Raw genomic sequence first — 13,331 nt, 5'->3', positions numbered from 1 at the left:
TCTAAAATAGTTTTCTTGCATATTCGATAATGGAGTCCTTTCCGCGCCGGAAGTCCTCATCGCTCAGTGAGACATTTATGTCCGGGTCTATTCCCTGCTCCGTTGAGTTGCCGTCAATGTCATACATCGGGCAGGCGGAGAACCTTACAGACCAGCCGTTGGGCAGTTCCGAGGAGAACGGCATCCCTGCTCCGCCGCCTGTACGGTCGCCGACGATTGTCGCTCCGCATACCTTCATGTATTTAACGAACTCATTTGCAGCACTGTAAACGCCACGGTTTGTCAGCACCACAACCTTCTTCTGCCACCGCAGACGGTTGCTTGCTGACAGATGCTGCTCAGCCATGGCAGAGAAATCCTCATGTCCTTTGCCCGTCTTGTGCTGCATGTATCCCACAAGGATTTCACGGTTGGTGAATCGCCGTGCGAGTGCTTCCGCAGAGGTCAGCATGCCTCCGCCGTTGGAGCGGACATCAATGATGAGTCCGTTGGCTGGGGCAAGGTAGAAAAGAATCTCATCAATGTTCCCTTCTCCTATAGCCTGTCCGAATGATGAGCAGCGTATGTAGCCGATGTTGTCATCAAGGAAGCGGTACTGCATGCCACATGCCTGGCGGTAATCCGTATCGAGATACGCCCTCAGCAGTGTGTCAGAAAGGTTGGCAGGGTAGTCCTCGCGCCATGACCAGTTGCGCGCAAGGTCAAAGGAGGATGACATATTCACATGCCCGTCCCGTAATTCGCCAAGCATATTGCCGAGAACCTCGAACAGTTGGTCACCGTTAAGCGGGGCGGAAACCTGTCGTTTGTAGCGTTCGTGAACCTCGTTCCAGTTTACGCCAAGCTCTTTTTCCTTAAGAGGAAAGAAGCAATAATGCTCGTCCATGATTTTCCATAGAGCCTCGAAATTGCCGTTTGGATTGTTTTCGAATTCCTCCTCATTGACGCAGCTTGACATCGTTACTGCACCGAAAATAAGCATAAGAAACAAGAATAGCCTATGGAAGAGTTTGCCATGGATGCTGCTCCGGCATGTTCCATGTGTCATTTCTGTATTGGTATGTTGCATTATGGTTTCCTCCTTCCTGCATAAAAGCTGTGTGTCATGCCAAACATGAACATGGAACTGTATATGTGTTGTTTCAGGTTGTTCACCTGTAACTGCCGGTAGTCGCCAAGATAGCCCACGGAGAGGTTTATCCGCGAGAGGCAAAAGGTGAACGTCAGTTGCTGGCGCAGTGACGGCATGGAAACTATTGTTGTAGGAACTATGTTGCGGTCATAGTTCCCTTCGTTAAAAATCTCATAGTAGGACTGCCCGTAGTTAGGGGAAAATGTCAGACCGAAAAGAGGGCATGACGCTTCGTAAGCCACGGTTATGCGTCCTTTGCCGTCAGCATTTCCGCCTTTTAGGGCATATTCCGCCATGGCAACAGATCCGATGTCAATGAGTGCACGTGCTTGTGCAGGATTGTTGCCGTTGCGTGTGTTGTAGATGAATCCTCCAAGAAACTCCGCCTGTGCGCCGCCTCTCAGTGTCAGACGGTTGGCGAGGAACGACCATTTCCGTAGCACACCATACTGGAAATGGTAAGCACCGGAAATCGTTGCGCCGTTCTTGGAGCGTGACTTCCCATAGGAAACATACCCCTCATTGATGATAAGCCGCGTCCAACGTGTTTTTTCTTTCGTGGCATCCTGCACAAAATTGGAGTCACATGTGGCCTCTGCGCGCTCACGCACGGTGTGGGAGAGGTAGCGCACCTCTGGTCCGCCATAATGCTCAGGCGAGAGGTAAGTGTCCTGCACACTGTTGTATCCCACGCCAAACATCTTTGTGGAGGTGACATGCTTCTCCTGTGCCGACAGCGACAGTGGGACGAAAAGGCATATTATGGAAAGGAGTCTATTCATCGAAATCAAATGTCAACTGTCCTGTAATTTCATCCCTTACCTGCTGCTCCGTCTTCCCCTCGTCCGGGTCAAGTGACTCTACAGGCGTTTCATTGGCAGTTGCAGGGCTATTATTGCTGTCCTCCTCGGCAGTCTCTTCTGCAGGAGGCTCCGGCTTGCGCGTAGGTTCAAGTTCCTCAACGCCGGCAACAGGCCATATCACCACACGCTTTCCTTTCGCCTTGAAGCCTGCAACCTTGACATCAATGAACGGCTCGCACTCAACCTCCAACGGTTCGCGCTGTATGGTCGCGTTGTTCTTGAAATCCACTCTGACACGCGGATATGGCGTGTCGGTAAGAAGAAGGAGCGATGACCCCTCCGAACCGAGAATGTTCTGGTGCTTCTTCGTTGCAAGGTCCATGCGGAAACGCTTCATGTAGACCTGTCCCTGCTGCTCCCCATTGTGGAAAAGCAATGTCCAAACCTTGGCTGTGTCCAGTTTCTCTATCACGAGAATGTTCTGCTCATAGTGGTTGTTGAGGTCGAAATTCGTGATGTATACCTCACCATTGTCAAGCACCACAAGGATAGCATCGTTATCGTTGAACTTGCCAAGATACTTTCCGTGCTCGTCATAGTTGAGGCGCAGCACATCAGGGTCAAACCAAACGTCGCGCCCGTCAAGAGTGGAATGACCGCGAGATTTCAGGGATATGCGGTGGATTGTCGTCTTTGACAGGATGTTTCCTCCTGCATTGCGGTTCTTCACAGCAAGACTGCCGAAATCGTACTCCACGAACAGTTTCTTGACCTTCGCACTTGGTTCAAGAGTCACCTTTATTATCTCCGCCTCACCGTTAGGGTTTGCGGTAAAGTAGACCACCTTTGAGCCTGCCGTGCCTTTTGTCAGGTCATATTCGCTGTCACGCGTGAAACTTGCGACATTGAACCTTTTGGCATAATAGCATCCGTGCTTGCCGTCGCGATAGACAACATTATAAATTGTGCGTGTGTCGTTTTTCTTCTGAACCTGCACATGAAGGACATTTTTGCCGATAAACATCTTCTCCTGAACCCTGACAACCTTGTACTTGCCGTCCTTGTAGAAGATGATGACATCGTCAAGGTTAGAGCAGTTGCAGACAAACTCGTCCTTCTTCATGCCTGTGCCGATGAAGCCCTCCTGACGGTTTATGTACAGCTTCTCGTTGGCTTCCAGCACACGCACAGCGTCGATGTTCTCGAAACTGCGTATCTCGGTAAGGCGCGGATAGTCAGCACCGTATTTCCCTTTCAGGTACATGAACCAGTTGCATGTCACCTCCGTGAGATTGTCAAGGTCACGGTCAATCTCCGCAATCTCCGCCTTGATGTTCGCCATCAGTTCGTCCGCCTTGTCCTTGTTGAACTTCAGGATGCGCTTCATCTTTATCTCCATGAGGCGTATGATGTCGTCTTTTGTAACCTCGCGCACAAGTTGTGAGTAGAATGGAGTAAGGCGGTCATCGATATGCTCGCATGCCGCGTCAAGGTTTGCCGCATTCTCGTATTTGCGATCTTTGTAGATACGCTCCTCGATGAATATCTTTTCCAAAGAAGCGTAGAACAACTGCTCCATGAGTTCGCCACGCCTGATTTCAAGTTCCTTGCGTATGAGGTCTTTTGTTTGGTTGGCACTGTAGCCGAGAACGTCGGAGACCGTGGCGAAAATAGGCTTGTTGTCCTCTATGACACAGCAGTTCGGGGAGATAGAGACCTCACAGTCGCTGAACGCATACAAGGCATCAATGGTCTTGTCCGAGGATATTCCCGGAGCAAGATGCACAAGAATCTCCACCTGAGCCGCCGTAAGGTCCTCCACCTTGCGTGCCTTAATCTTGCCTTTCTCAATGGCAGACGTGATGGACGCGATTAGCGTCTCGGAAGTCTTTGAGTAAGGAATGTCGCGTATGACAAGCGTCTTGTTGTCGATTTTCTCTATCTTGGCACGCACGCGCACCCTTCCTCCGCGCTGTCCGTCATTATACTTTGATACATCGATGCTGCCGCCTGTAGGGAAATCCGGGTACAGGTGGTACTCCTCACCGCGCAGATGAGCCACGGCAGCATCGCACAACTCATTGAAGTTGTGCGGAAGAATCTTTGACGACAAGCCCACAGCAATGCCTTCCGCCCCCTGTGCAAGGAGCAGCGGGAATTTCACAGGCAGCGTCACCGGCTCTTTGTTCCTGCCGTCGTAGGACATCTGCCATGCCGTGGTTTTCTGGTTGAACACCGTCTCCAGTGCGAATTTCGACAATCGCGCCTCAATGTATCGCGGTGCAGCGGCACGCGAACCGGTGAGAATGTTTCCCCAGTTGCCCTGACAGTCGACAAGCAGGTTCTTCTGTCCTATCTGCACAAGAGCGTCGCCGATTGACGCATCGCCATGCGGATGAAACTGCATGGTGTGTCCCACGATGTTCGCCACCTTGTTGTAGCGTCCGTCATCCATGCGTTTCATGGAATGGAGGATGCGGCGCTGCACAGGCTTCAAGCCATCCTCGATGTGCGGGACGGCACGTTCAAGGATAACGTATGAAGCGTAGTCGATGAACCAATTCTGGTACATCCCCGAGAGATGGTGGACTATCGAAGCATCAAAACGGTTGGTGGGTTTGTAGTCTGTTGCCTGCTGACGTTCCTCAGCAGATTCCAATTCTTGTATATCGTCGCTCATGGAGAATGATAGGTTTCTGTGGTTTTTATGCAAAAAAGAGCCGATAAAATGCTCCTATGCAAAGTTAATCATTATTAAGGAAACGGCAAAATTATTTGACATATTTTTGAGGTTACAGACTTTTTTTGTAATTTTGCATACATAAATGACATGCAACGTGCCTGCATTTTCTCTGATTAGTGTAATGCTGGGTTGCAATATGACACCTTTTTATTCATTGGCTTATGAGCAAAATCGACATAATAAGAGTAACCACAAAGAAAGAACGGAAGGCGTTTGCGCATTTCGGAAACGAGCTTTACAAGGGCAACGAGTACGCTGTCCCTGACTTGGAGTTTGACGTCCTCAACACGTTCGACCCAAAGAAGAATGCTGCATACGAGTTCTGCGAGGCAGACCTCTTCCTTGCAAAGAAGGACGGAAAGATTGTCGGACGCGTTGCAGCAGTGATAAACCACCGTGCCAACGAGACTTGGAACACCAAGAATGTCCGTTTCGGCTACATTGACTTCATAGACGACACAGAGGTGTCAGCTGCACTTCTCCGTACCGTGGAGGAGTGGGGCAGGGAGCGCGGCATGACTTCTTGCCAGGGACCGATGCTCTTCACCGATTTCGACAAGGAGGGCATGCTCATTGAAGGCTTTGACAAGCTCGGCTCTGTCGCCACGATTTACAATTATCCATACTATGTCACACACATGGAAGCTCACGGTTATGTCAAGGAAATCGACAGCGTGCAGGTGCGCGTCGCCGTCCCTGACGAGATGCCGGAGAAGTTCAAGCGTGGCGGAGAGATGATCATGCGCCGCTACAACCTCAGCATTGACAAACTGACCACCGACATGGTGTTCAAACAGGGCTACGGACAGAAAATCTTTGACCTCCTCAACGCTGCCTATGCACCGCTGTTCGGCTTCTCGCGTCTGTCGCAGAAGCAGATTGACAGCTACATAAAGACCTATTTGGGACTCGTGGACCTGAAGTTCGTGACCTTGGTTCATGACAGCGAGAAGAACCTTATCGGTGTCGGCATAACGATGAACTCCATGTCGCGTGCCGTGCAGAAGGCGAAAGGCAAGATATTCCCGTTCGGTTGGTTCCATTTGCTCAAGGCACTGAAATTCAAGATGGAGGACACTGTTGAGATGCTTCTCATCGCCGTGCAGCCGGAGTATCAGGGCAAGGGGGTCAATGCGCTGTTCTTCTATGACCTTATCCCGATTTACCAAAAGGCAGGTTTCAAATATGCGGAGACTGCCCCTCAGCTGGAGACAAACATGAAGAACCTCAACCAATGGGAGATTCTCAATCCGGAATTCCCTAAGCGCCGCCGCTTCTTCTGCAAGAAACTGTAGGCTCTTCCTGCCCCTTTAATGCCGGTTTCCCTGTCGGTTTTCCCTGCCGTTAGTGGGGGCTTCCGTAAGGGCCGGTTACGGTGTTTTCTGTCGCGTGTAATGGATTTTGTGACGGGCGGTTACAGTCTGAATTTCCAACCGTTACACTTTACCATGCGAAAGGTAACCATTTGACACATAAAAGGTAACGATTCGTTCAACGAATCGTTACCTTTTGTTTGTATGGTTGTATGGTGTTGAATATCAAAGGAATATGGTTTTGTTCCGGTAATTGTGTCATGCTTTACCTCCACCCCATAAACATCCGTGTCGTTTCCGCATCGTGGTGGTCGAAGAAAAGGCTTTTGCCTGTGTCAAGTGTGGCGATGGCTGCCATGTCCTCATCGGAAAGTGAGAAGTCGAAGATGTCGAAATTCTGCCGCATTCTTTCGATGTGGGTTGATTTCGGAATGACGATTACACCGCGCTGAATCAGCCACCGCAGGGCAACTTGCGCAACACTCTTGCTGTATTTCGCCCCGATTTCCGCAAGCAGCGGTGTGGCAAAGAAATTGTTTCGTCCCTCTGCAAACGGGCCCCACGACATGATGTGTGTGCCGAACTCCTTCATGATGCGCTGCGGTTCGGTCTGCTGGTCGAAGACGTGTGTCTCCACTTGGTTGACCGCCGGCAGGATTTCCATGTTGCTGGCAATGTCGATGAAGTGGTCGGGATAGAAATTGCTGACACCGATAGCACGGAGTTTCCCCTCCTTGTGCGCCTCCTCCAATGCGCGGTAAGCACCGTAGCGGTCGCAGAAAGGCTGGTGAAGGAGCATCAGGTCAATGTAGTCTGTCTGCATCTTGCGCAGGCTCTCGTCGATGGAAGCCTTAGCCTTCTCGTAACCATAGTTTGAGATCCATACTTTCGACACAAGGAAAATGTCCTTGCGGTCGATGCCACTTTTGCGCACTGCGTTGCCGACTCCTTCCTCATTATGGTACGCCTGTGCCGTGTCAATCATTCTGTAACCCACCTTCAAGGCATCGCTTACGCAACGTTCGCACTCTGCCGGTGACACCTGAAAGACGCCGTAGCCAATCTGTGGCATCTCGACGCCGTTGTTCAATTTTACTGTCTGCATATTCATTATGTCTTGGTTTGTTTTGTCATGTCGGTGATTATCCGGCTGCAAAGTTAAGCATATCCATTCGGATTTGCGGTACACAAAATACGGTTTGGATTACCATTTTTTCGGAAAGTGGCATGTGACCTCTGCAAAAACAGGAAAAAGTGCATCATCAACCGAAATTCTTACAACGCTTTTCATACGCACTGCAAATTTTCGATATGTTCGGATTCTCTTCTCCTGCTTATTTCAGCCGTTATGTTCATCAGCATTTGGGAGTCAAGCCGTCGGATTATATGGAATAGATGCACGAAACCAAAGGGTGCACATCTTATGTCTTATCGGTCATGTAGCTACTCGTTTCCGACACAGGACCACCCAAGGGTTTCATGAATATTTCCCAAATAAATACCCTTTATTCTCTGCCACACCTTTAAAGTTGCATACGTAATAATGAGTAGAGACTTGCCATACACTGATAAATTCTAATGACCTATTTGGTATTCTTGAAAAAATCCGGCAAAAAGGTTTTGGTTTCTCGGAATTTATTATTACCTTTGCCATGTCATGAGGAAGATGTTTCCATTAGGAGATGCCTCGTGAGTATTGACAAACTTTTATCTAACAAACCGAATAACTATCAAACACTATGGACAAGAATTTAGAACTATGCCCTAACCCTGTAGTGGCTGCAATAGGCAAACCTGCAGACGAGTTTACCAAGAAGGACATCATCAAGTACATTGGGGAGAATGGCATAAAGATGGTGAATTTCATGTATCCGGCAGGGGATGGCAGGTTGAAGACTTTGAATTTTGTCATCAACAGCATGGCGTATCTGGAACAGATACTGACATGCGGAGAGCGTGTCGACGGCTCAAGCCTTTTCCCATTCATCGAAGCAAGCAGTTCGGATCTGTATGTCATCCCACGTTTCCGCACCGCATTCCTCGACCCGTTTGCAGAAATCCCGACACTCTCGATGCTCTGCTCGTTCTTCAACAAAGACGGCGAACCGCTTGAGTCGTCGCCAGAGAACACGTTGGCGAAGGCATGCAAGGCATTCACCGATGTGACAGGTATGGAGTTTCATGCCATGGGTGAGCTTGAATACTATGTCATTGCCGATGACGAAGAGATGTTCCCTGCCACCGACCAGCATGGCTACCACGAGTCCGGACCGTACGCAAAGTTCAATGAGTTCCGCACCATGTGCATGGCATACATAGCACAAGCGGGAGGTCATATAAAATACGGACATTCAGAAGTGGGCAACTTTACGCTTGACGGACAGATATTTGAGCAGAATGAGATTGAGTTCCTGCCAATCCCGGCACAGAAGGCTGCTGACGAACTGATGCTTGCGAAATGGATAATCCGCAATCTGGCCTATCAGGAAGGTCTGGACATAACTTTCGCACCGAAGATTACGGCAGGCAAGGCGGGCTCAGGTCTGCATATCCACATGCGCATAATGAAGGACGGAAAGAACATGATGCTTGCCGACGGAAAGCTGTCAGACATTGCACGCACGGCAATAGCCGGCATGATGCAGGTGGCTCCGTCAATCACTGCCTTCGGCAATACAAATCCGACATCATATTTCCGTCTTGTCCCTCATCAGGAAGCTCCGACCAACATCTGCTGGGGCGACAGAAACCGAAGTGTGTTGGTGCGTGTGCCGTTAGGATGGACCGCTAAGACAGACATGTGCGCCATAGCCAATCCGCTTGAGAAGCCAACAGGCATCGACACAGCGCAGAAGCAGACTGTGGAGATGCGTTCGCCGGACGGTTCGGCGGACATCTACCAGCTAATGGCAGGTCTGTGCGTGGCTTGCCGGTTGGGATTTGAGTTGGACAACGCATTGGAGGTGGCAGAGAAGACTTATGTGAACGTGAACATACATAACGCTGAGAATGCAGACAAATTAGCGCAACTGGCGCAACTGCCTGACTCTTGCGCTGCCAGTGCCGATTGTCTTGAAAGTCAGCGTGCTGTGTTCGAGAAACACAACGTATTCTCCCCGGCCATGATTGACGGTATAATAAAGAAGCTGCGCTCATACAAGGACAGCACATTGCGCCGTGACATCGAAGGTGACACAGAGAAGATGCTGCAGCTTGTGAAAGAACATTTCCACTGCGGATAATGTTATTCTGAAATATACATAGAAAGGATTCAAAAGATAATAAAGATATTTTTCTCTATGCGAGACCTTTATTACCTTTTGAATCTTTTTGTAAAGACCAACTTAATATATTTTTCTTTGTTTCGCTTTGCATATACATGGAAAGTTTGTAACTTTGCAGTGGTAAAACAACAACAATAAAAATATATGTTTAGCAAAAAAATAGCGGAGAAACTTGCACTTTCAGAAAAAGCAGTCGGCAACACGCTGCAACTGTTGGACGAAGGTTGCACAATCCCATTCATTTCACGTTACAGGAAAGAGCGCACAGGAGGACTCGATGAAGTGAAGATTGGAGAGATTGCCGGCCTTTACGCCACGCTGAAGGATGTGGCGAAGCGCAAAGAGACTATCGTCAAGACTATCACGGAACAAGGGAAAATGACTCCTGAGTTGCAGAAGCGCATCGACGATTGTTGGGAAGCCAACGAATTGGAAGACATCTACCTGCCATACAAGCCGAAGCGCCGCACTCGTGCGCAGATAGCACGTGAGAAAGGGCTTGAGCCATTGGCAACGCTCATCATGCAGCATGGATGCGACCCTGAGCGTGAGGCAAAGAAATTCCTTAACGAGAATGTCGCATCGGTGAAAGACGCATTGCAAGGGGCGCAGGATATTATCGCGGAGAACATCAACGAGGATGAGCGTGCGCGCCAAGGAGTGCGCATATCTTACCAACGTGACGCCATTATTGCGTCAAAGGTGGTGAAGGCAAAGCAAGACAGTGATGAGGCACAGAAATATGCTGACTATTTTGACTTTTCCGAACCGCTGCGCAAATGCTCTTCCCACCGACTGTTGGCCATGCGCCGTGGCGAGGCGGAGGGCATACTGCGTGTGACGATTAGTGCCGATGAGGAGCGTTGCATAGATAAACTGCACCGTTTGTTTGCCAACAAGAACAGAATTTCCACAAACGCTCTTGACGCTCTGAAAAACAAGTTTAACACATCAGGCAGAGGCGTGGCAAAGACTATGTCCACCCCTGCTGGTGACCGTGGCAGCGAGGAGGCGTGCAATAAGATTATCAAGGAGGCCTGCGAAGATTCTTTCAAGCGTCTGCTCAATCCTTCGATAGAGACAGAGTTTGCCGCACTGAGCAAGCAACAGGCTGACGATGAGGCGATAAAGGTGTTTACGGCAAACCTTCGCCAATTGCTCTTGTCTGCGCCGCTTGGACAAAAAAGGGTGATGGGTGTTGACCCGGGATTCAGAACCGGTTGCAAGATTGTTTGCTTGGACGAGCAAGGCAATCTGCTTCACCATGAGGCTATTTTCCCTCATCCGCCGAAGAACGACCGCTTGCGTGCGATGGGCAGTGTGCAGCAAATGGTGAAACGCTATAAGATAGAAGCGATCTCAATAGGCAACGGCACTGCCAGCCGTGAGACAGAGGAGTTTATTCGCGACATAAAGTTTGAATGCCAACCGCAGATATTCGTTGTCAGCGAAGACGGTGCTTCAGTGTATTCCGCATCTAAGACAGCACGCGAAGAGTTCCCTGACGAGGATGTTACAGTGAGAGGAGCTGTGTCTATCGGGCGCAGGCTGATGGATCCGTTGGCGGAATTGGTGAAGATAGACCCTAAGAGCATTGGTGTCGGGCAATACCAGCATGATGTTGACCAGACGAAACTGAAGAACAGTCTTAACCAAACTGTGGAAAGCTGCGTCAACTCGGTAGGCGTGAATCTGAACACTGCCAGTGTGCATCTCCTTACTTATGTCAGCGGACTTGGTCCGTCTCTGGCGAAAAACATTGTGGAATACCGCACCGCCAACGGAGCGTTCACCTCAAGGGCGCAACTGAAGAAAGTGCCACGCCTTGGTCCTTCTGCCTATGAACAGTGTGCCGGCTTCTTGCGCATCCCGGGCGCAAGGAATCCGCTTGACAACAGTGCGGTACATCCTGAGCGTTACAAGATAGTGGAACAGATGGCTAAAGAACAGGGATGCACTGTCTTGGAACTGATAAAATCGCCAGAGAAGCGCCGGCACATTGACATAAAGAAATATACGACAGAAGATGTCGGGCTCCCAACTCTCACCGACATTATGAACGAGCTTGAAAAGCCGGGACGTGACCCACGTGAGCAGATTGAAGAGTTTCAATTTGACCCTAATGTGCATACGCCTGCCGACCTTACTGTTGGCATGACGCTGCCGGGCATAGTGACCAATATCACAAACTTCGGTGTGTTTGTTGACGTTGGTGTTCATCAAGACGGATTGGTGCATATATCGCAGTTGGCAGACAAGTTTGTGAAAGACCCTAACGAGGTTGTCCACCTCCGCCAGCATGTCACGGTCAGGGTGTTGGACGTGGATTTGAGGCGTAACAGGATTGCGCTTTCCATGCGGCAGGACAGTAGTTTTGGTGTCTAACTTAATAAAAAGAGGTCACTATTCGCATAATAACGGATCGTGACCTCTTTGCTTCTTACTGCAATATTCCGTATTATTGGTGTCTGGTAAAATAAAATATCACCTCATGTCATGAAAAATTGATGCAAGGTTCACGAGACAAGCCTCTTTTAAAGAACGCCCTTCAAAGATACTGAATAGTTGATAATATCCGTGAAAATCCGCGTAATCTGCAGGAAAACATTTGACTCCACAATTGCCTTGTCCTCAACAAGCAAGCCCGGGAGTGTCCCGCAGATTTCGCAGATTTCCGCAGATAGTTGTTTGTGGCATTATCAGCGTAAATCCAGGGCATATGCGTGAAACCATTCATTGCAACCGCATTGCACACCACCATTCAGACATCTGCGGGACCTTTATCTCTGTACGGAGAACTGCGTCTGCGGGTCACAAGACAAGCCCATTTGGAAGAAAAACTCATAAGATGGTTATATGTAAGAGATTTGCTGCTTGTTATGATTTTTTACCAGACACCAATAATTCCGTATAGATAAACCTGTTTGGCAAAGCATCAAAACAGGGACCGGAGAAATGTTATTTCCCCTCTACTGCTTTTGGCGTCCAAGCGTTGAAGAAGCGCAGTACTTTCTCTTGGCTGTATCCCTGTCCTTCCTCCAAGAAAGAGCTGTCCTGAATGTGGATTACGTTGCCTTTCTCATCCAGAACCACCATTACAGGATAACCGAAGCGTCCCGGATTGCCAAGGCGTTTCAGCAGTTCTGCCGGTGCTTTCCTGCGCGGATAGTTTACATGTATATAGACATAATTGTCCGCAACAACCTTTGCCACTGCCGTGTCCTTCTCTATGAAATCGGCAAAGCGCAGACACCACGGACACCAATTGCCACCAATCTGACAGACAACGTATTTCCCCGTCTGTCCTGCTTTCTTCACAGCGTTGTCTATCTGCACCATTGGGTCAATGGTTTCATCATAAACTTTCTTCACTTGTGCATCGCCATTCAATGCGAACGCCACAATCATCAATGCGGATAAAATATATTTTCTCATAATTATATAGTAGTTTGTTTGTTATACTGTAGAGGTTATTGAGCCTCTGTTGCTGTATCAATAATCCTCTTTATCTGGCTGATATAATAAAAAGGAACACTGAGGAGCGTGAATGTTTTGCCTTTGGATGTGGTGACAGTATCTTTGCGGAATTGGTTATCCCAAATTCATCAACCCTGTGTCAAGCCAAAGAAATTTCGGACGGCGAGTCTGCGAAGGAGTGATTGGAAGTGTAGGGCTGACTGTGGGATAGGCAAGCTCCAAAAGCATGGCTTTCTCCAATGTGCGCATGGCATCGCCGACCTTGCACGTCTTGTAGGGAGAATTGGCGAATTTTGGCAAACTGTTCTACCAAAGTGGATTTTCCCACTTGTCGTGCACCACGCAAGACAAGCGGTTTCCTCAATGGCGAACTCCTCCATTCTCTGAGCCTCTTTATCAGTAACCTTTCTATCATAATAGTTGCAAAGATGATACAAACCGAGTGCAGTTGAGCTTGAACCGAACTGCCGAGTGCATCTTGTATTTTGCAAAGGTATGTAATTTTCTTGTAATCACCAAAATAAATCCGTTGTTTGTTAGAAATATAGAGATACCCCGATAGGATTTGTTAGAAATACA

Annotated in this window: 9 protein-coding genes and 1 pseudogene; 4 read left to right on the top strand and 6 right to left on the bottom strand. The window is 49.0% G+C overall.

The features are described from left to right. Window position 1: 1 nt before the first annotated feature. From HPS57_RS10620 to HPS57_RS10610, 3 genes are all read right to left on the bottom strand, one after another. Window positions 2-982 carry a S41 family peptidase gene (locus HPS57_RS10620; protein ID WP_172182989.1) on the bottom strand — a complete coding sequence of 327 codons (981 nt, stop codon included), beginning with the start codon at window positions 980-982 and terminating at the stop codon, window positions 2-4. A gap of 86 nt (window positions 983-1,068) precedes the next feature. Further along, window positions 1,069-1,914 carry a DUF3316 domain-containing protein gene (locus tag HPS57_RS10615; protein WP_172182920.1) on the bottom strand — a complete coding sequence of 282 codons (846 nt, stop codon included), beginning with the start codon at window positions 1,912-1,914 and terminating at the stop codon, window positions 1,069-1,071. Continuing rightward, complete coding sequence (locus HPS57_RS10610; RefSeq protein WP_172182918.1) at window positions 1,907-4,615, bottom strand: DNA gyrase/topoisomerase IV subunit A; 2,709 nt, start codon at window positions 4,613-4,615, stop codon at window positions 1,907-1,909. Before HPS57_RS10610 ends, HPS57_RS10615 begins: the two co-directional genes overlap by 8 nt. Window positions 4,616-4,839: 224 nt before the next feature. On the opposite strand from HPS57_RS10610, the gene HPS57_RS10605 reads away from it, so the two are divergent. Next, window positions 4,840-5,973, top strand: coding sequence for an N-acetyltransferase (locus HPS57_RS10605; RefSeq protein WP_172182916.1), 1,134 nt, complete (start codon window positions 4,840-4,842; stop codon window positions 5,971-5,973). 283 nt (window positions 5,974-6,256) lie between these two features. Here HPS57_RS10605 and HPS57_RS10600 read toward each other — a convergent pair whose 3' ends face one another. Next, entirely contained in the window at window positions 6,257-7,096 is an 840-nt protein-coding gene (locus tag HPS57_RS10600; RefSeq protein WP_172182914.1) for an aldo/keto reductase, read from the bottom strand. A gap of 191 nt (window positions 7,097-7,287) precedes the next feature. Here HPS57_RS10600 and HPS57_RS14520 point away from each other — a divergent pair. The 3 genes and pseudogenes from HPS57_RS14520 to HPS57_RS10590 form a co-directional block, all read left to right on the top strand. After that, window positions 7,288-7,386, top strand: a pseudogene (locus tag HPS57_RS14520) (helix-turn-helix domain-containing protein); the annotation flags it as partial. Between the two features lie 344 nt (window positions 7,387-7,730). Next, window positions 7,731-9,233 carry a glutamine synthetase family protein gene (locus HPS57_RS10595; RefSeq protein ID WP_172182912.1) on the top strand — a complete coding sequence of 501 codons (1,503 nt, stop codon included), beginning with the start codon at window positions 7,731-7,733 and terminating at the stop codon, window positions 9,231-9,233. Between the two features lie 186 nt (window positions 9,234-9,419). Then, on the top strand, window positions 9,420-11,660 hold the full coding sequence (locus HPS57_RS10590; RefSeq protein ID WP_172182910.1) for a Tex family protein: 2,241 nt from the start codon (window positions 9,420-9,422) through the stop codon (window positions 11,658-11,660). Between the two features lie 573 nt (window positions 11,661-12,233). Here the strand turns inward: HPS57_RS10590 and HPS57_RS10585 are convergent. Next, the gene (locus tag HPS57_RS10585; protein WP_172182908.1) at window positions 12,234-12,710 is read right to left on the bottom strand and encodes a thioredoxin family protein; all 477 of its coding nucleotides are present in this window, start codon (window positions 12,708-12,710) and stop codon (window positions 12,234-12,236) included. Between the two features lie 156 nt (window positions 12,711-12,866). Next, window positions 12,867-13,052: a hypothetical protein gene (locus HPS57_RS10580; RefSeq protein ID WP_172182906.1), complete on the bottom strand. Its 186-nt coding sequence runs from the start codon at window positions 13,050-13,052 to the stop codon at window positions 12,867-12,869. Between the last annotated feature and the right edge of the window lie 279 nt (window positions 13,053-13,331).

This window comes from Palleniella intestinalis, from assembly GCF_013166595.1.
Taxonomy (GTDB): Bacteria; Bacteroidota; Bacteroidia; order Bacteroidales; family Bacteroidaceae; genus Prevotella; species Prevotella intestinalis.
The sequence above is the reverse complement of the archived record's forward strand: the minus strand, read 5'-3'. Positions and strand labels throughout refer to the sequence as shown.

Coding starts and splice junctions, on each gene's coding strand:
- HPS57_RS10600 (WP_172182914.1), bottom strand. CDS start 7,096: ATGCAGACAGTAAAATTGAACAACGGCGTCGAGATGCCACAGATTGGC.
- HPS57_RS10620 (WP_172182989.1), bottom strand. CDS start 982: ATGCTTATTTTCGGTGCAGTAACGATGTCAAGCTGCGTCAATGAGGAG.
- HPS57_RS10615 (WP_172182920.1), bottom strand. CDS start 1,914: ATGAATAGACTCCTTTCCATAATATGCCTTTTCGTCCCACTGTCGCTG.
- HPS57_RS10595 (WP_172182912.1), top strand. CDS start 7,731: ATGGACAAGAATTTAGAACTATGCCCTAACCCTGTAGTGGCTGCAATA.
- HPS57_RS10610 (WP_172182918.1), bottom strand. CDS start 4,615: ATGAGCGACGATATACAAGAATTGGAATCTGCTGAGGAACGTCAGCAG.
- HPS57_RS10605 (WP_172182916.1), top strand. CDS start 4,840: ATGAGCAAAATCGACATAATAAGAGTAACCACAAAGAAAGAACGGAAG.
- HPS57_RS10590 (WP_172182910.1), top strand. CDS start 9,420: ATGTTTAGCAAAAAAATAGCGGAGAAACTTGCACTTTCAGAAAAAGCA.
- HPS57_RS10585 (WP_172182908.1), bottom strand. CDS start 12,710: ATGAGAAAATATATTTTATCCGCATTGATGATTGTGGCGTTCGCATTG.